This is a genomic window from Agrobacterium pusense, from assembly GCF_900102105.1.
GTDB lineage: Bacteria > Pseudomonadota > Alphaproteobacteria > Rhizobiales > Rhizobiaceae > Agrobacterium > Agrobacterium pusense.
The window spans coordinates 545,371-564,531 of sequence record NZ_FNBB01000003.1; the positions used below are offsets into that span (position 1 = coordinate 545,371).

Below are 19,161 nucleotides of genomic sequence, written 5' to 3' on the forward strand. Positions count from 1 at the left end.
CGTGCGTCTGCGGTGGCTGCTCAAACGCATGTCAAACCGTTGCCGCGCCGGCCTCTCGGCCGAGCAGGAGATGCTTGAGTTCATTGGTGGCCTGATTGGGCGACGCGACGCTAGCGAGCGGTTCCCGAGAACCTGCGTGGCTGAGGAGCGCGCCCGCTTCTACATATTCCAGTCATGGCGCGATCCCCTTCTGCGCTGTCCGTCTTGCCCTTAACCTAGCAGTCAGGCGTGAGGGAGAAAGACTGGTTATTCTTTTTCTATGGATTTAGTGAATTATTTTATCGTCATTTCGGCGGCTGTTTGGATTGGTGTTTCAGGGCCCCTTGGAATGCGGGGGTTCCGGCGTGGAGTGACGACGGCTCGGCGTCTGGGCCGACCTGGTCTCGCGATACAAATCGCATGGCCTGGAAAATTGTCACGGGTGGCAGAGCCCCGGTGAAGCGCTCGATATCCACCTTCGCGATCTGGCCGGTCGATGCCTGCGACAGTTTCGATGTGCCGATATCGCGGGTCAGAATATTTGGATTTCCGTGGATGCATATCGAGTTTTCGGCAGTTGGATCCTCTGGTTCGAACCAGGCGCCGGTAGCGAGCTGCATTACCCCCGGCATGATGTCTTCACTGAGAAGGGCGCCCGCCAGGCAGCTGCCGCGCTGATTAAAAAGCCTTACGACATCGCCGTCAGATATTCCACGGGCCGAGGCGTCGGCTGGATGGATACGGACGGGCTCCCTGTCCATGATCTTGGTGGAACGGCTGAAATCGCCATAGTCCAGCTGACTGTGCAGGCGTTGATATGGTTGATTGCAGACGAGATGCAGCGGATAGAGGTGCGCATCGTCTGGAGTTTCCATTCTGGGTGGATACCAGCGCGGATGACCCTTGCAGTCATCATAACCGAAACCCTCGACGGTCCCGGAAAAAATCTCGATCTTTCCTGAGGGGGTCGCCAGCGGTTTCGTTGCGGGATTCTCAAGGAAAGCGCGCGCCGGTCCACCGTCGTCCGGCTTGACTGGAAGGGACAGTTCTCCGCGTTCCCAGAAGGTTTCAAAGTCCGGCGCCTCATGGCCCGACGCGGCAAGTGCCTGACGGGTCGTTTCGTATAGAAAGGCAAGCCATTCTCCGCTGCTGCGGTTTTCGGTGAAGGCCTCGAACCTGCCCAGTTCGCGGGCAATGCCGGCGAATATTTCGTAATCGTCGCGTGCTTCGCCGACGGGGGCGATCAGGCGCTTCATGGCGATCATCAGCGGATCGCGATCGGCGGCACCGATGTCATCACGCTCAAGCGTGGTCGTGGCGGGCAGCACGATATCGGCGTGTCTGGCGGTGGAGGTCCAGGCGGACTCGTGGACGATGATCGTTTCCGGCCGCCTGAAAGCGGCTCGCAACCGGTTGATATCCTGATGATGGTGAAATGGATTGCCGCCCGCCCAATAGACAAGCCGGATGTCAGGATAAAGAAGCGTGCGCCCGTTGTAATGGAACTCGGCGCCGGGATTGAGCAGCATATCGGAGATGCGTGCGCAGGGAATATAGTCCGGCACAGGGTTTTTGAATTGCTGCAGCGTTGGCAGGGGAACGGCGAGCAGATTCTTGCCGATATTGCCCAACGCGCCAAGAGAATAAGAAAATCCGCCGCCGTCCGATCCGATCTGGCCGAGCATGGCGGCAAGCACAATGCCCATCCACACCGGCTGCTCTCCGTAATCGGCCCGCTGCAGCGAATGACTGACGGTGATCAGGGTTCTCGAACCGGCCATCCTGCGCGCCAGCTTGCGTATCGTGTCCGGCGCGATGTTGCAGATTTCGGCCGCCCATTCCGGGCTTTTGTGCTGGCCGTCCTCCCTGCCGAGAAGATAGTTTTCGAACCGGTCATATCCGCCCGTATAACGCTCCAGAAACGTCCGGTCGTGCAGCCCTTCCGTAACGAGGACGTGCGCCAGCCCGAGCATCATCGCCACGTCGGTGCCCGGGATGATGGGAAGCCATTCGGCATCCGCCTCAGCGGGGAAATCGTCTGCCAGAGGGCTGATGAATGTGAAATGCGCACCGCGAGCCTTCGCGCCGGCAAGTTTTTGCCGGACCGTGTGCGTGCTGATCCCTCCGCCGTGGACATCGGCATTCTTGATCGCCATCCCGCCAAAGGCGAGCACCAGTTCGCTGCTGCGTTCGATGGCATCCCAGGTCACGCTCTTTCGGTCGAAGCTGTCATAAGGGCCCAGGACATGGGGGATTATGACCATGGCCGCACCGGAACTATAGGTGTTGACCGACCGGACATATCCGCCGAGGACATTCAAGAAGCGGTGGATCTGGCTTTGCGCGTGATGAAAGCGACCGGCACTGGACCAGCCGTAGGAGCCGCCGAACACGGCGCTTGGACCGTGACTGTCGTAGACCCGCCTCAGTTCGTCGGCGACCAGTGTCGTCGCTTCGGCCCAGCTGACCTCGACATAGTCGTCAGCGCCCCGTCGCTGTGCATGGTCGGTTTCGCGCTCAAGCCACCCCCGCCGGACAGCGGGCCGTCGGATGCGGACGGGGCTTTCGGCGATCGCCGGAAGATTGCCCAGTAGCGGAGATGGATGGGGGTCGCCGGAGTGAGGCTTTATCTCCAGTCGCCCATTTGTGAGCCGCCCGGAGAAGGCCCCCCAGTGAGAACTGTGAGTCTTGAAGGAATTCATCGTGTCGCCCCAGCGGTCGCGGATCGCAAAGTAACATTCTATCTCGGCAGGATTTTGCCGGGATTCATGATGCCGGCTGGATCGACTGCATGTTTGATGAGCGCCATAAGATCGACCGCGTCACCATGTTCTTCACGCAGGTAGGCGATCTTGCCGGTGCCCACGCCATGTTCGCCGGTCGAGGTGCCGCCGACCGAGAGGGCGTATTGCACCATCTTCTTGTTGATGGCCGCCACCTCGCCGAGCTCTTCCGCATTGCCGGGATCGACCGCGAAGACGACATGATAATTGCCATCGCCGACATGGCCGAGAATGGCAGCCGGTACGCTGCAATCCTGCAGGAGCTCGCGGGTCTTCAATATGCAGTTGCTGAGCTGCGAGACCGGAACACAGACATCCGAAGACCAGCCTTTGGCGTTTGGCCTTTGCGATACGACAGCATAAAACGCGTTGTGGCGCGCTTTCCAGAGGCGATTGCGTTCTTCGGGGGCGTTGGCCCACTCGAAATCCTTGCCGCCATGGTCTTCCACAATGGCGGACACCATATCGACCTGCTCTTGAACGCCGGCGGGCGAGCCGTGAAACTCGAAAGCCAAGGTGTCCTCGATCTTCAGCTCCAGCCCGGAATAGGCATTGACGGCCGTGATCAGGCCACGGTCCATGAGCTCCATGCGGGCGACGGGGATGCCGAGTTGCACGACCTGAATGGCCGCCGTGACTGCCTGTTCGACGCTCTCGAAAGAGCAGAGCGCCGCCGAGATGGTTTCGGGTATTCCATAGAGGCGAAGGGTTATTTCGGTGATGATCCCCAGCGTTCCTTCCGAACCCACGAACAGCCGGGTCAGGTCGTATCCGGCAGAAGACTTTCTGGCGCGACCGCCGGTTTTGATAACCTGGCCGGTCGGCAGCACCACGGTCAGGCCCAGTACGTTTTCACGCATTGTTCCGTAGCGGACGGCGTTGGTGCCGGAAGCGCGGGTTGCAGCCATGCCGCCAATCGAAGCGTTTGCGCCGGGATCGATGGGAAAGAACAGTCCCATGTCTCGCAGATATGTGTTCAACTGCTCCCGCGTTACCCCGGCCTCGACCGTACAATCCAGATCTTCACTGCTGATACGGGTGATTTTCGACATGCGTGAAAGGTCGATCGAGACTCCGCCATTGACGGCTGTCAGATGCCCTTCCAGGGAAGTGCCGGCGCCAAAAGCGATGACGGGCACGCTTTCCGCCGCACATAGCCGCACGATCTCGGACACTTCGGAGGTGGTTTCCGCGAACGCGACCGCATCGGGAAAGGCGGCTGCGTGATGCGCCTCGCCGCGCCCGTGCTGCTCGCGCAGTGTCGGCGACGTTGAAAGACGCTCCCCGAGGAGGTCTCGCAGGGATCGGATGAGAGAAGGAGACAGGTCAGGCATAAAACATACCGTGTAGGCGGGTCGCAAAACGCTGCGACAGACTTACAAACCTTGAGGGCGAGGCGCGCGGCCGGCGACGCCATCTGGCAGTGAACATCAGGCGGCCAGTTTTTCGCCCCTGAGATGACGCTCGAGGAACGGAAGGCTGTCCTGCCCCCAGTAGAGTTCATCCTGATAGCGATAGGTCGGAACCCCGAACACACCGGCGGCCCTGGCAGCTTCGAAGCTCGCCTTCTGCAAGACAGCAACCGCGTCGCTTTTGCCATGTTCATCGAGGGCTACAGCATCGAAGCCTGCAGCCGTCGCGATGGCCTGGCGGATGTCGGCCTTGCCGATGTCTTCACGGCGGACCCAGAAAGCCTCCTGCAGTGCAACTGCAAGCTTCAGCCAGTCTTCACCGGTTTCGATTGCCGCCGCAACCATCAGGCCTGCCGGGGACGGATCCGAGAGCGCAGCGCGATTGTCGAAATTGAGCACTTTTCCGCGCAATGCCGCCCACCGCTTCAGATCCGTGATCCAGTAGGCGCGTCTGGCCTCCGGGCGATTTTTTGAGTAAATGCCACCGTTTTCCTCGATCAGCGGAATAAGGTGAGGGCGGATAGTGGCGCCCTGCTGTTTCGCCAGGGCAGCAAAGGGTTCAACACCTATGAAGGCCCAGGGTGAGCCGATGCTGAAGAAATAATCGATCGTCTTTGTCATTGTCTGCTGCTTTCAGTTCGGTTGATCGGTGGAGGCGGCGGCCGTGGCGAAAACGGAGAGAGCGCAGTCACGCGCGATCAGCACCGCCTTGGGGTCGCGTCCAACCGCGACGGTCGCCAGCGCCCCTTCGTAGAGAAGTGAGAGATGGGCGGCGGCGATCTCCACTGTGCTGCCAGCCCTCGCCAGGATAGCGGCGAACAGGTCCCTGACCTTCGCCTTATGGGTACGCGCAACGAACACGACCCGCTCGGATTCGCCATGTTCGGCAACCGCGAGAGCGAAGGCGCAGCCGCGAAAATCCGGGCTGTCGGCCTTTTCGTGGAGTTGCTCGAAAATCAGCCGGATCTGCTCCTTCGGAGCCATGTCCGCATCCACCACGTTCTGAAGCGCGTGGATCACCCGCTCATGACGCGCTTCCAGATAGGCTGCAACAAGATGATCCTTCGAAGGGAAATGCCGGTAGAGCGTCGCCTTCGCGACATTCGCTTCCCCGATGATCCGATCGATGCCGACAGCCCGGATGCCTTCGCGATAGAAGAGCGTGCCGGCGGCGGTGAGTATATGGTCTGATATGGCTTCTCTCATTATATCGTTTCACACTGTCGTTTGATAAATCGCACTGCTTGAGCCACCGGTCACGAAGGGCTGGCGGGATTGGGCTGCGCCGGCCGGTCCGGGCCGGCGATGAGCGACGTGATTGCATCGAGCGGCAGCGGCTTTAAAAACCCGCCCTGTTGCGCCAGTTTGCCGGCCAGCGTCTGAACAGCGTCGTTATAGGGCGTTGGCACATTGTGAAGCCGGCCGAGCAATACGATCTCTCCGTTGAGGAAATCCACCTCACTTGAGGCTCCGCGCCTGAAACTCTGCCACGTCGATTGCTGGCCCGGGTGAATGCCGCTGTTCGGTGCTACTCGCCAGTTCGAGATGTCTAAGGTTCGCTCGGAGGGCGAGGCGAGGGTGTAACCTGCCGCGTCGAGCACATGGCGGGCTTCATCCACCAGCGCCGCGCTGATCTTGTCGTTCAGATCGGCCGGGCCGTCGAAGAGTTCGAGGACGTTGCGAACGTTGTGAATGAGCTTTGCTGCTTTCCAGCGGCGGATATCGTCGCTTGCCTCGGCAAGATATCCCGCCCTGTTGAGGTCTGCCGTGACCTGCGTCGTCACGTCATCCTGTCCGAGCGGAAAACGCCCGACCGTCACGATGCCCAGTTGCGGCTCGCCGCCAACCACCACCTTCCCGGTTTCTGTGAACCGCGCCGGTGTCAGAATGCTTGCGCCATACACCCTGGAGAATGTTCTCAGGGCATTGGCTTCAGTCGCCAGTCCATTTTGAAAAGTCACTATAGGCAGCTGTGCAGCCGCCGGTGCCGTCGTGTTGGAGACGTTCTGCCAGGACCAGAAGGCGAGTGCGCTTATGGCATCCTGAGCCTTCACCGTGAGCAGGAGGATATCATCCCGTCTCAATTCCGGAAGATCCGTCAGGTCGAAGACCTTCAGATCGATCTGCCGCGTCTGTGCGGGTCGTTGAAAGGTGAGGCCATGCTGCCTGATATGGCTTATCTGGGCTCCCCGCCCGAAAAGTGCATAATCAATGCCGGAAAGTGCAAACTGTGCTGCAAGGCTCGCGCCCACCGCGCCGGCGCCAATGATAACATAACGTGGCATCTGTCGTTTCTCGTCCTGTCTCTTAACGCTCCGGATTTACGGAGATATTGGTGTGGTGATTGGTTCGGCGGTATCGGTGGCGGTTGGGGACGGTGGCAGGATGCGTTCAGGAGCATTCTCAACGGATCGTAAGGCCTTCGAGCGGGGCAAAGGAAGACCGGTCATTCTATATCTACTAATTTTATAGAAAATAAGTTCCCGAAACCGGTGATTTCGGGAGAGATTGCGCCGCCCCGGCCCGCCCCTTGTATCGCCGGGGCAAGGGCGCGCCTTCGTTATACCGTCAGCCGCAATGGAATTTATTTGATAGCGAAACCGAGGCGGCGCAGCGTCCGGCTCAGTTCCGCACGGCCCTTCAGCGCGGCGGCGTTCTCCACACGCTGGGCAATGGGCCCAGTCCAGCCATTTTGGGGCAGGCCCTGTTTTTCCTGAAACACCTTTAATACCTCATCATAAGAATTGAGGTCATCGTGGGCGGGTTCCGAATAGGTTTCATGAAACAGAATGGATGATTGTGACAAGCGCGGTTTGACATCTGTTTTTACCGCCGGGTCAGGATAGCCGACCGTCAGGCCGAAGACGGCAACCGTCTCGGCAGGTAGGTTGAGTTCGCGGGCCACGTCCTCCGGCCTGTTGCGGATGCCGCCGACGTAGCAAGAGCCCAGGCCGACTGAATCAATTGCGGCTACAGCGTTCTGCGCTGCCAATGCAGCGTCGATGGCGCCGATCAGGAAGCTTTCCAGGTAATCCAGTCCTTCACCCTCATTCCCCTGGCTTGAAGCGACCGTGCGCAACCGCTTCAGGTCGATAAGCCAGATGAGGAAAAGGGGTGCATCCTTTATATGGGCGTTGCCGCCGGTGAAACCCGCCAGTCGTGCCTTGCGCTCCTTGTCCTGCACCGCAACCACACTCCACGCCTGAAGATTGGATGATGTGGGCGCTGATTGCGCGGCGGCGACCAGAAGCTCCAGGCTGCCCTCCGGCAGAGCCTTGGGCAGATAGGCGCGGGCGGTGCGATGGTTCAGCAAGGCGTCGATGGTGTCATTCCAGAAAGGCGGAGAAAAATCGGCCTGCGTTCCATAACGGGCCTCGACGCGCTGCTGTGGGATTTCCAGTTTGGTAATCGGACTGGGCGGGGTCATCGGATGAAACTCCATAATTGGGGGTGGAAGGGTCGGGCTCGAATGTGCGGATCAGAAAGGTGGCAAATTCCTGTGATTTGATATGGCCGGCCGAGGCATCTGCCGAGCAATGTCCTTCTCAATCGCGATTTTGAGATGAAACAACATTTCCACGGGAATGCTGAAACAAACGCCGGCGAGATTTCTTCGCATTCCACCATCTGCTCCGGATGCGCAACGAAGATCCCGATGGATGGGGCAATTCAGCGCGAGTTTTGGTGCCTGCTTGCGTAAGTATTGAAATAAAATTCCGCAAGGAATGATTTCTTCGACTAGGAGGAAGAATTTTATCCTTAGGAATGCGCTGCATTGCCCCGATGCTTTCGTCATCGAAACGACGTTTTCAAACGGGGATTTTCATGACGATCGGACGCCGGCAGTTCAATAAAATGCTTCTTTTGGCAACGGCAGGAACGGCCCTGCCTGGTTCGGTGTTCGCAGCGGGTGGCGATGCGAGCCGGCCCGTCTCCGGCGGCACGCTCAGGCTGCTTTATCGTGTCGATCCCGGCAACGCGCTTTTCGCCATCAACACATCGTCAGGCACGGGGCAGGCGATCGGCCCAAAGATTGTTGAAGGCCTCCTCACATTCGATTTCGACCTCAAGCCGCAGCCCTTGCTGGCAACGGAATGGTCCGTTTCCGATGACCACCTGCGTTATACGTTCAAACTCAGGCCAAATGTGAAATGGCATGACGGCAAAGATTTTACATCGGAAGACGTTGCCTTTTCGATTTTCCGCCTGAAAGAAGCACACCCGCGCGGCCGCATAACCTACCAGAACGTTCAGGCGGTGGAGACGCCGGATCCCCTCACTGCCATTATCGTTCTGTCCAAACCCGCACCGTTTCTCATTGCTGCGCAATCGAGTTCGGAATCGCCGATCGTGCCGAAGCATATTTTCGAAAAGCTGAAGCCCGCCGATGGCCAGACGCTGCAGACTGCTATTGGCACCGGCCCCTTCAAACTGACCGAATGGACGCCGGGGAGCCATCTGATCTTCGATCGAAATCCCGATTATTGGGATGCCGGCAAACCCTATCTTGATCGCATCATCCTGCGCATCATCACCGACCCGGCTGCGCGGGCAGTGGCGCTGGAGACGGGCGAAGTCGATCTTGGCGACAATCCCGTGCCGCTGGCGGATCTCGAACGGCTGAAGCAGAACCCCGATCTCGTTCTGGATACGAACACCTATGCCTATGCGGGTCCGCAGCAGCAGTTGTTCTTCAATTACGATAACGAAATCTTCCGCAAGAAAGATGTTCGCCTGGCCATTGCGAAGGCAATCAACCTCGACGAGATCGTCAATGTGGCGCTCTTCGGTTATGCGCAGATATCACCCAGCCCCGTCAGCACGGCCCTTCCCAACTGGTATGATGCTTCGGTCAAGCCATATGCCTACGACCCGAAAGAAGCGGAAAAGTTACTCGACGCGGCGGGATATCCGCGCAAGGAAGACGGCAAGCGTTTTCCAGTACGATTGACGTATAATTCCTATCTAACGCCCGGCTATGCCGATGTTCTTCGCAGCCAGCTTGAAAAGATCGGCATTGCCGTTGAAATCCGCAAATACGACCTGCCGACCTATCTGAAAACTGTCTACACCGACCGCGCCTTTGATCTGGTGGTGGAATCCCTCTCCAATACCTTCGACCCGTCGCTCGGCATCCAGCGCGCCTACTGGAGCAAGAATTTCAAGATCGGGCTGCCCTTTTCCAATGCGGCAAACTACGCCAATCCAGAGGCGGATGCGCTTCTTGAGGCGGCCGCCATCGAACCGGATCCGAAGAAACGCTGGGTAACCTGGAGCAAGTTCCAGCATCTTATCCATGACGACGTCGCCTCCGTCGATCTCGTGGCGGCGGGAAGCCAGATCGTGGCGCACAAGCGGGTCAGGAACTATGTCACCGGCGCGCAGGGGCTGAACTGGAGTTTCGGCGATCTGTGGCTCGATCCGACCGCTTGAAACCCCGCATGAAAATTCCGGATTTGTCAGGAGAAAACGCAATGTCCGTATTTGCTGTAACAAAAGATCGTCTCATCGAATGGCTGCGGGATGGCAGGGAACTTGCGGTTCTGGATATCCGTACCGCCGAGGAAGTGGGGTATGCTTCACCGCTATTTGCCACGAACCTTCCGGTTGACAGGCTTGAGGCGGAAATTGATCGCTTCATTCCTCGCCCCGTCGTGCGCACCGTGCTGGTGGATGATGGAAAAGGCAGCGCGGAGCAGGCGGCCGAACGGCTTGCCGCCAAGGGTTGGACCGACATTCATTTTCTGCGTGGCGGAATCCCGGCATGGATCGAAGGTGGCGTCGAGGCGTTGCCGACATTCGATATTCCCGGCGTTCCTTTCGTTGAGAAGGTGAGAAGCGAGAAAAACACGCCTGTGGTTTTTGCGCGTGAGCTCAAGGCGTGGCGGGACGCCGGTGAGGATGTTGTCATCCTCGATACTCGCACATTGCCGGAATATGAAAAGGCACATGTGCCCGGTGCGATCGCTGTGCCGGGGGCAGAACTCCTGCTGCGCTTTTCCGATCTCGTTCCCTCGCCCAAAACAAGGGTCGTCGTATCCTGCGCGGGCCTGCCCCGCGCAATTCTCGGCGCGCAGACATTGATCGACGCCGGTGTCGAAAACGATGTCAGTTACCTGCATGATGGGACACGTGGCTGGACGGACGACGGATTTGAGCTGGAATCAGGCCGCTCCCGGACATATTCGCATGTCAGCGCCAATGCGAAAGAGATTGCAGAAGCGCGATTGGAGGCCTTTTCCGGGGATGACGATCTGCGCTTCATCGACCGCCCGACCACCGAGACATGGTTGAAAGATCCATCACGAACGACCTATTTCCTGGATGTGCGCACACCGGAAGAGTTCGAGACGTCCCATCTGCAGGGCTCAATTTCGTCGGAAGGCGGGCAGCTTCTCGGTGTCGCCTACAGAACGATCGCGGTGCGCGGTGCCCGGGTCATTCTGGTGGATGACCTGCTCGGCGCCCGCGCCAGGGTCGTGGCCCACTGGCTGAAACGCAGAGGGTTCGAAATCGCGCTCCATTTACACGACTTCGAACAGGGTGCCGAAGCGGCAGCCGCCTAGACCCTTGGGTGTTCGCCAGACGGCTCCACAGACAGGAATTTGCAATGACCAATGCCAGCCATGCCTGGGGTTCTGCGCCCAGCAAAAGCTTTGAAGTGATCGCCGAGAGGTTTCGGGGAATTTTTGCCGAAATTGGCGAAGATTCAATACGACACGATCTGGAACGCGAGCTTCGTTTCGATGACTATGAAGCTTTGAAAAAGGCCGGCTTTTCCAGATTGCGCCTGCCGGAGAAATTTGGTGGTCTGGGCCTGACGCTTCCCGAGCTTTTTGGCTTGATCATTGAACTCGCGCAGGCGGATCCCAACCTCACCAATGCCTACCGCAGCCACCTCGGCTTTACGGAGGATCTGCTGAATGCACCACCTTCGCCATGGCGGGATGCGTGGCTGGAGCGGATCGGACGTGGCGAAACCATTGGCAGCGGCTTTTCGGAAATCGGGGATGCCAAACTTGGAACCTATTCCACCCAGCTCACCCGGGATGGCGGCGGCTGGCGGCTGAATGGTGAGAAATATTATACGACCGGCTCGCTCTATGCCGACTGGATCACGCTTGGAGCCGTGGATGGCGATGGTGTACCGGTTGGCGCGCTTGTTCCCACAAAGGCTGAAGGCGTCGAAATCGTCAACGACTGGGATGGTTTCGGACAGGCGCTGACGGCCAGCGGCACGGCGCGATTTACCGACGTGGCGATTTCCGAGGACCTCATCAAGCCGAGCGCGCTTCGTTTCAGCTATTCAGGCGGCTTTTTCCAGCTCGTCCATCTGGCCTCGCTTGCCGGGATCGGCCGCGCGGCCGCATTGGAGATCGCCCGCCATGTTGCGGAGCGCAAACGCGTCTATCAACGCAGTAACGCCGCGCGTTTTTCTGAAGACCCACAGGTGCTTCAGGTCGTGGGGCGGATCAGAGGCGCGGCCTACAGTGCCGGCGCCATCGTGTTAAAGGCCGCGGAAGCCCTGCAGGCTGCCTATGATGCCAATCTGTCTGGAGACGAGGAGCGCATTGCATCTGCGAACCGTGACGCGGAGCTGGAGGTCAGCCAGTCGGTTACGGTGGTCAGCAACCTTATCCTGGATGCGTCCACTGTCCTCTTCGATGCGCTTGGCGCCTCAGCCGCAAAACGCAGCCATGGTCTTGATCGTCACTGGCGAAACGCCCGCACGATAACCTCACACAATCCCCGTATCTATCACGACCGTATCGTTGGAGATTTCGCCGTGAACGGCGCCTCACCAGCGCCAAATGGAGGCGTGGGGATAGCACCGCAAACGCAGAAGGAAAAATCCGAAGCATGATCAAAACATGCGGTCCGACGGGCGATACGCATTGGAGCCTGTTGTTCGGTATCCACGCAGTGCAAACAGGATAGTGAAATTGGGCAGGATTTATCGGGATTTTACAGAACTCGTCGGCAATACGCCGCTGGTGGAACTCGCCAGAATTCGGACGAAATACAATCTCCAATCGCGCATTCTCGCCAAGATCGAGTACCTCAATCCCGCAGGCAGTGTCAAAGACCGCACCGCCTGGGGCATCATACGTGAGGCTGAGAAGAGCGGCCGATTGAAGCCGGGCGATCTTCTTTTTGATTTGACCAGTGGCAATACAGGCATCGGAATTGCGGCGGTTGCCTCCGCACGCGGCTACCGCACGAAATTTTATCTTCGCAATACCATCAGCGAAGACAAGATCAACATCCTCAGACAGTTCGGCTCCGAGATCGAACTGATCGAAAATGAGGAGCTGTTCCAGCCGGATGCCATCCATCGCATCATCGACAGGATCAAGGCTGAAAATCCGGATGCATTTTATACCGGCCAGCGTTCAAATGATGCCAACCCGCAGGTTCATTTCGAGACGACCGGGCCGGAAATCTGGCGCGATACCGAAGGTGACGTCGATATCCTGGTCGCCACCGTTGGTACGGGCGGCACCGTGTCCGGTGCCGGGCGCTTCCTGAAGGCGCAAAAACCGGAGATAAGGATCGTTGTTGCCGAGCCGACACCGCAGTCCGTTCCATCCCCCGAAAACCCCGACGCTTCCACGATCGAAGGCGTCCACAAGGTGACCGAGGTGGAGGAAGGGACCTTGCCGGAGACCTACGACAAGAGCGTCGTGGATGAAGTCATTGCCGTTACCACCGAAGAGGCGCGGCGGGCAGCGCTTGCGGTGGCCAGAGAGGAGGGCTTCCTTGTGGGAACCTCATCCGGTGCAGCCATCTTTGCCGCGATCGAGCTTTCCCGCCGCGGGGAAAACAACGGCAAGACGATTGCGGTCGTGTTTCCGGATAGTGGCGAGCGCTATCTTTCGCTTTTTGATGCCCCTGACTGAAAAGTCTGCTCGCATGGTTCGCGGCCCCGGAGAAGTTTGAACTGTGCCCGTGAATGACCATGTCGGCGAAATCATTGCCCTCTGACGCCGGATGTGGAGCGAACACAAGACCGTCAGCCGCTGATGCTTGAAAAGAGCGCAGGCCGTTATTGAAGCGGCCTTGAATGTCCCATTTTCAAACGCTACATTCCATCGGTCCGCAGCAACAACAGGATGGTCGACAATGGATTTCAACCCGATAGCAACGCCACTTTGCCTTGCCATGCGGGAAAACCTTGTCCATGACCCACTTTATCACACTCTCCAATCTGTCCTGGTTCACCCCTGACGGTCGTTCGCTTTTCACCAATCTGAATATTGTATTCGGCCCGGAGCGTATCGGGCTTGTCGGTCGTAACGGCGCCGGCAAGACGACGCTCTTGAAGCTGATCGCCGGCGAATTGACACCATCTTCGGGTTCTGTCTCTGCACCGTCGGGTATCCACATCCTGCGTCAAAGCGTCCAGGTGGCCGAAGATGAGACGATTGCCGATCTCTTTGGCGCGCGTGATGCGCTCGCTGTGCTTGAACGGGCGCAGGCGGGTGGCGCGACGTTGGAGGAACTGGCCGATATCGATTGGATGCTTGAGACGAATATCGAGGCGGCACTCGCGCGCTTCGGCCTGTCCATGCCCGCGACGACACTGCTCGCCCGACTCTCTGGCGGGCAGCGCACCCGTGCAGCGCTTGCCGCTCAAATCTATCATGCACCGGAGTTCCTGATCCTCGACGAACCCACGAACAACCTCGACCGTGACGGTCGGACTGCAGTGATCGAACTTGTGAGCGGCTGGCGTCACGGCGCAATCATTGTCAGCCATGATCGTGAATTGCTCGAAACGGTCGACAGCATTGCTGAACTGACATCGCTCGGTATCAGCCGTTATGGCGGAAACTGGAACCACTACAGCGATCGCAAGGCACTGGAGCTTGACAATGCCAGGCATGAACTGGCCGAGGCCGAGAAGCGGCTCAGCGCCGTCGAGCGCAAGGCGCAGGAGACGGCCGAGCGGCAGGCTCGTCGCGATGGTGCAGGCAAAAGGAAGGCGGCGGAAGGAGGAATACCGAGAATTTCGGCCGGAGGGCGCGCCATGCGGGCGGAGCAGACAAGCGGTGACAACGCCGCCACGGCGCGCCGAATGACGGGGGAGGCCAAGGCAGACGTCGCAGAGGCGCGAGGGCGCATTGAGGTGCTTGAACCATTCATGCTGTCCATACCGTCCACCGGACTGGTGGCGTCAAAGACGGTTCTGCGGCTGGAAGACGTAACTGCGGGTTACGAACGCAATGCGCCTGTCCTGTCCGATCTGTCGCTTGCGATTACAGGTCCGGAACGGATTGCGGTGGCGGGGCCGAACGGTTCGGGAAAGACGACGCTGCTTTCCGTCATCACCGGGTCTCTCGCGCCATTTTCTGGATCGGTCCGAGTTGAGGTTGGTTGCGCGTTGCTGGACCAGAAGGTCAGCTTGCTGCGACCCGGGCTATCCGTCCGGGACAATTTCATGCGTCTCAACCCGCGGTCCAGTGATAACGCCTGCCGGGCCGCTCTTGCCCGCTTCCTGTTTCGCGGCGACGCCGGTTTGCAGGATGTGCGGCATCTGTCTGGCGGCCAGATGCTGCGCGCCGGCCTTGCCTGCGTCCTTGGCAACCAGAAGCCGCCGCAGCTTCTCATACTCGATGAACCGACCAATCACCTCGATCTTGATTCCGTCGCGATCGTGGAGGCCGGCCTGAAAGCGTATGACGGCGCAATTCTGGTCGTCAGCCACGACGAGGCATTTCTGGAGGGGATCGGCGTGTCCCGGCGGTTTGAGCTTCATGGACGCCGTCAAACATGAGCAACGCCGCGCATTTTAGCGCGGCATTTGGTCATTCGAGAAGCCAGCTCGACGGCCTGAAGAACGTCCTGAGGCTCTCTGTGCAGGCGATTGACGGCAGCACGCATCTTGATTTCCTACTTCGAAACGGAGGCCACCCGCCACTGCGATTCAGCGTTAAACCTGTGCCTGGCCGCCGTCCGCGAAGAGCTCGGCGCCGTTGACGAAGCTCGCATCATCGGAGGCGAGGAAAAGCGTCGCCTTGGCGATTTCCTCGGCTTCGCCGACGCGACCGAGAGGGATGCGAGAGGCGAGATAGTCGAGCAGGCCCTGCTGCTGTTCCTTGTCGTCGCCTGCAAGTTCGACGAGGCCTGGTGTGCGCGTGGCGCCGGGCGAGATGACGTTGACGCGGATGCCCGTGCCCTTGAGGTCGAGAGCCCAGGAACGCGCCAGGTTGCGCACCGCGGCCTTGGAAGCGGAATAGACGGAAAAGGCAGCCGTGCCTTCGGTGCCGGCAGTCGAACCCGTCAGCACGATGGACGAGCCCTTGCCCATCAGCGGAAGTGCCGCCTGCACGGTCAGGATCACAGCTTTCACGTTGCGGCCAAAGGTGTCGTCAATCTGCTCCTCCGTGATCTGGCCGAGCGGCAGCATGGTGCCGCCACCGGCATTGACGATGAGGGCGTCAAGGCGGCCCTGTTCCGCCTTCACCTGGGCGAACAGCTTGTCGAGGTCCGCGTTGCTCGAGGAGTCCGCCTGTACGCCGACCGCGCCCTGTCCTATTTCTGCCACCGCCTTGTCCAGAGCGGCCTTGCGGCGGCCTGTGATATAGACGCGTGCGCCTTCGGCAGCGAACAACTTGGCCGTCGAAAGACCGATGCCGCTGGTTGCTCCGGTGATGACGGCGATCTTGTTTTGAAGCCTGTTGGCCATGTTAACTCTCCTGATGCTTGGGCGCGCGAAATGGTTCAGCCCGAATGCACGGCCTGTTGAAGTTCTGAATTTGCTCGGGATGTGGCGCTGGCCATTGGCCTCGTCACCGTCCGATGAGGAGAAGTTAGTTCGTCAGCCCGGTGGAGAGAAGCCGCTCAGGATGGAGACATTATCCATCTGGATGGATAGTCGTCTTCGTCACATCGCGCCGTGCGTCGACCGCTTCGAACACCTTCGCTGTCCATTCCGTGAAGGCGCGTAGCCGCGGATTTGGGAAACGATCAGCGGGATAGACGAGATGAAGGGGATGATTGTCCGGCTTCCAGTCGGGCAGAAGTTCAACCAGCGCCCCGCTCTTGAAATGGGGCCGCGCGAGAAATCCGAAGCTTTGGCCAATTCCCAGTCCCGACAGCAGCGCGTTTAGATGCGCGGTACTCTCGTTGACGGAAACGCCGCCAGAGGCCGGGAGATACTCGCTTCGCTCTTCGCCGCGCTGAAAACGCAATGGAAATCTCTTTCCAGATGACGCGGAGAAGTAGGAGACGATCCGATGCTTCTCGATATCGTCAGGTCGCTCCGGCAACTGCAGACCAGCCAGATAGGTGGGCGATGCGCAAATGACGTAGTCCAGCTCGCACAGCTTCCGCGCCTTCATTGATGAGTCACCCAGCGCCCCGCCGCGAATGACGCAATCGATACCCTCACTGACGAGATCGGCGGGGCGATCGCTGACACCGAGCATGAGATCGATTTCTGGATAATGGCGCTGAAAATCCGAAAGTGCCGGGATGAGGATCTGGTTTGCCAGCACAGATCCGATGTCGACGCGCAGCTTTCCTTTGGGTGTGCTGCGGGAGCCGGCAATAGTGCCGTCCATGTCATCGAGATCGGCGAGGAGCTTCAGCGCGCGTTCGTGATAAGCGACGCCCTCCGTGGTCATCGTGACCGACCGCGTGGTGCGCTCCACGAGCTTTGTTTTGAGATGTGCCTCGAGATCCTGCACCAGCTTGCTGACTGAGGACCGAGGAAGGTTCAGCATATCCGCCGCCTTGGCGAAGGACCCGGCTTCGGCGACGCGGACAAATGTTCGAATGGCGAGTATCTGATCCAAGAGAGGCCCAACAAGCAGGTGGAGATAATCTACATCTACACATGCCCGGCGAGCCCTGCCATGCAGGTTCTTGCGAAAGGTGGATAAATCTGCGCCATACGACGATATCCGAACGTTCATTCACGAACACAGGCAAAACGCCGCGTGTCCTTTCGGGCACGCGGCGATTTATCGTGAAACCGGATGGCAATTCCCTCGCGATCCGGTTGCGTTCATGCCTGTGCGTCAGCCGATCTTCACATTGTCGTCGCGCTTGATGGCGATGACGGTCGAGCGGGGCAGCTTGCCTTCGCCGTCCGGGAAGGGGGCGTCGGGGTGCTGGATGCCGACGAAGTGGGTGCGCTTGTCGGCGGACCAGGTCTGGCCGGTGACTTCGGAACCCTTCGGCGCAGTCAGGAAGCGCTCAATGCGGCCAGTGGCCGGGTCGCCCGCCAGCATCTGGTTGTTGCCCTGGCCGGCGAAGTTGCCTTCATTGGTGTCCTCGCCATCGGTCTGGATCCAGAGCAGGCCGGTCGAGTCGAACATCATGCCGTCAGGCGAATTGAACATGTTGCCTTCGTTGATGTTCGGGGAGCCGGCATAGGCGTCCTTGTGGACGGCGGGGTTACCGGCCATGCAGAACAGGTCCCACTTGAACTTGCCGTCCGCATGGTCGTCATTTTCCGGATACCAGCGCACGATCTGGCCGTATTCGTTCTTCTCGCGCGGGTTGGCGGCATTGATCGCCATGGCGTCGCCGCCGGCATTGGCGCGCAGCTTGCCGTCCTTCATTTCGCCGCGGCGGCTGTTGTTGGTCAGCGCGCAATAGGCTTCGATGGCGACGGGGTTGATGGCGACCCATTCCGGGCGGTCCATGGTCGTCGCGCCCACCTTGGAAGCAGCCTGGCGGGTGAAGACGCAGATTTCGTCGATCTTCATGCCCGTGGTTTCCGGCGTCAGGGCAAGCCACTCGCCGGCACCGTCATCGGAGAACTTCGCGACGTAAAGCGTGCCTTCGTCCAGCAGCTTGGAGGTGTCGCCGCCCGGGACGTAGATGCCGCTGGAGACGAATTTGTAGAGGAACTCGCCGCGCTCGTCGTCACCCATGTAAACGACGACACGGCCGTCACGGCCGATCACCACGGCGGCGTTTTCATGCTTGATGCGGCCAAGCGCGGTGCGCTTGATCGGTGTGGACTTGGCGTCCGAGGGATCGATCTCGACCACGTAACCGGCGCGGCGTGGTTCATTGGGGTTCTTGGCAACGTCGAAACGGGCGTCGAACTTCTCATAGGCGTAGCGGGTCTCGGCGACGATGCCGTAACGCTTGTAATCGTCAGGCAGCTTGAAGGCGGCGTCGGTGGTGCCGAAATAGCCGTTGAAGTTCTCTTCGCAGGTGAGGTAGGTGCCCCAGGGCGTGCGGCCTGCGCCGCAATTGTTGAAGGTGCCGAGACAGTCGACACCCTTGGGGTCGGCGGCGGTCTTGACGAGATCGGAGCCTGCGGCCGGGCCGGAAAGCTTCATCGGCGTGTTGTGGTGGATACGGCGGTTGAAAGGGCTGTCGAGAACGATTTTCCAGCCGTCCTTGTCTTCCGCGACTTCCATGACGGTGACGCCCTGCATGTTCTGCAGGATCTTCACGTCGTCGGCCGTCTTCGGGTCGCCTTTTTCGGCGTGCGGCAGGTTGGTTTCCGGGTTCACATATTCATGATTGACGGCGATCAGCTGGTGGTTGCCCACCACGAAGAGTTCCATGCCGTCGGTATTTTCGCCGAAGATCTTGTCGGAATTTTCAACGCTGACGCCCTTTGCGGGGTCGAGATCAGGAACGTTGGAGAACAGCGGCTGGCCCCATTTCGCCAGCGGCTTCCAGTTATAGCCTTCCGGCACATGGATGGTGTGGTCGGTGGCGGCGGCAACCGGCTTGAAGGGGAAACGGCTGACGGCGGCTTCCTGCGCTTCGGCCGAGGTGCTGCTCATCAGGTTGCCGAGCGTGCCCATGGCGGCTGCGGCCGAACCGAAGGCGAGCACGCCGCCCAGAAAGCCGCGGCGGGAAATCGCGATTTCGACGACGCGGTCGAAATCGGTTTCGGTCGGCGGCGGGTTCTGCAGTTCGTCCCACTCGTCCCAGGACAATTTGCTCGTATCGATGTCGGTCATATCGTGTCTCCACCGTTCAATGTTTGGAATCATTCCACAGGCTGCGTA

14 protein-coding genes are annotated in these 19,161 nt (G+C 59.4%); 5 read left to right on the forward strand and 9 right to left on the reverse strand.

Annotation, left to right across the window (positions count from 1 at the left end):
- Nucleotides 1-284: 284 nt before the first annotated feature.
- The 6 genes from BLU28_RS11590 to BLU28_RS11615 all read right to left on the reverse strand — a co-directional run bounded on the left by BLU28_RS11590 (nt 285) and on the right by BLU28_RS11615 (nt 7,601).
- Nucleotides 285-2,681 (reverse strand): molybdopterin guanine dinucleotide-containing S/N-oxide reductase, encoded by a 2,397-nt coding sequence (locus tag BLU28_RS11590; protein ID WP_092651303.1) that lies wholly within the window; start codon nt 2,679-2,681, stop codon nt 285-287.
- A gap of 38 nt (nt 2,682-2,719) precedes the next feature.
- On the reverse strand, nt 2,720-4,096 hold the full coding sequence (locus BLU28_RS11595; RefSeq protein ID WP_077985654.1) for an FAD-binding oxidoreductase: 1,377 nt from the start codon (nt 4,094-4,096) through the stop codon (nt 2,720-2,722).
- A 96-nt stretch (nt 4,097-4,192) separates the two neighbouring features.
- Entirely contained in the window at nt 4,193-4,795 is a 603-nt protein-coding gene (locus BLU28_RS11600) for a 2-hydroxychromene-2-carboxylate isomerase (RefSeq protein WP_006698373.1), read from the reverse strand.
- A 12-nt stretch (nt 4,796-4,807) separates the two neighbouring features.
- Nucleotides 4,808-5,380, reverse strand: a complete 573-nt coding sequence (locus tag BLU28_RS11605; RefSeq protein WP_077985653.1) for a TetR/AcrR family transcriptional regulator — start codon at nt 5,378-5,380, stop codon at nt 4,808-4,810.
- Between the two features lie 50 nt (nt 5,381-5,430).
- Nucleotides 5,431-6,459 (reverse strand): ketopantoate reductase family protein, encoded by a 1,029-nt coding sequence (locus tag BLU28_RS11610; RefSeq protein WP_077985652.1) that lies wholly within the window; start codon nt 6,457-6,459, stop codon nt 5,431-5,433.
- A gap of 299 nt (nt 6,460-6,758) precedes the next feature.
- Nucleotides 6,759-7,601, reverse strand: coding sequence for an NADPH-dependent oxidoreductase (locus tag BLU28_RS11615; protein WP_077985651.1), 843 nt, complete (start codon nt 7,599-7,601; stop codon nt 6,759-6,761).
- Between the two features lie 398 nt (nt 7,602-7,999).
- Here BLU28_RS11615 and BLU28_RS11620 point away from each other — a divergent pair, with 398 nt between their 5' ends.
- The 5 genes from BLU28_RS11620 to BLU28_RS11640 all read left to right on the forward strand — a co-directional run bounded on the left by BLU28_RS11620 (nt 8,000) and on the right by BLU28_RS11640 (nt 14,951).
- Nucleotides 8,000-9,607 carry an ABC transporter substrate-binding protein gene (locus BLU28_RS11620; protein ID WP_022562815.1) on the forward strand — a complete coding sequence of 536 codons (1,608 nt, stop codon included), beginning with the start codon at nt 8,000-8,002 and terminating at the stop codon, nt 9,605-9,607.
- A 41-nt stretch (nt 9,608-9,648) separates the two neighbouring features.
- Nucleotides 9,649-10,740 (forward strand): rhodanese-like domain-containing protein, encoded by a 1,092-nt coding sequence (locus BLU28_RS11625; RefSeq protein WP_077985650.1) that lies wholly within the window; start codon nt 9,649-9,651, stop codon nt 10,738-10,740.
- 44 nt (nt 10,741-10,784) lie between these two features.
- Nucleotides 10,785-12,038, forward strand: coding sequence for an acyl-CoA dehydrogenase family protein (locus BLU28_RS11630; protein WP_077985649.1), 1,254 nt, complete (start codon nt 10,785-10,787; stop codon nt 12,036-12,038).
- A gap of 73 nt (nt 12,039-12,111) precedes the next feature.
- A complete protein-coding gene (locus BLU28_RS11635) occupies nt 12,112-13,074 on the forward strand; it encodes a PLP-dependent cysteine synthase family protein (RefSeq protein ID WP_234794404.1) in 963 nt (320 codons plus the stop codon).
- A 281-nt stretch (nt 13,075-13,355) separates the two neighbouring features.
- Nucleotides 13,356-14,951 (forward strand): ABC-F family ATP-binding cassette domain-containing protein, encoded by a 1,596-nt coding sequence (locus tag BLU28_RS11640; protein ID WP_077985647.1) that lies wholly within the window; start codon nt 13,356-13,358, stop codon nt 14,949-14,951.
- A 156-nt stretch (nt 14,952-15,107) separates the two neighbouring features.
- On the opposite strand, the gene BLU28_RS11645 is transcribed toward BLU28_RS11640, so the two are convergent.
- The 3 genes from BLU28_RS11645 to BLU28_RS11655 form a co-directional block, all read right to left on the reverse strand.
- Nucleotides 15,108-15,863, reverse strand: coding sequence for an SDR family NAD(P)-dependent oxidoreductase (locus BLU28_RS11645; protein WP_077985646.1), 756 nt, complete (start codon nt 15,861-15,863; stop codon nt 15,108-15,110).
- A 169-nt stretch (nt 15,864-16,032) separates the two neighbouring features.
- Complete coding sequence (locus BLU28_RS11650; RefSeq protein ID WP_077985645.1) at nt 16,033-16,974, reverse strand: LysR family transcriptional regulator; 942 nt, start codon at nt 16,972-16,974, stop codon at nt 16,033-16,035.
- 225 nt (nt 16,975-17,199) lie between these two features.
- Nucleotides 17,200-19,113, reverse strand: coding sequence for a PhoX family protein (locus tag BLU28_RS11655; protein WP_077985644.1), 1,914 nt, complete (start codon nt 19,111-19,113; stop codon nt 17,200-17,202).
- Nucleotides 19,114-19,161: the final 48 nt, after the last annotated feature.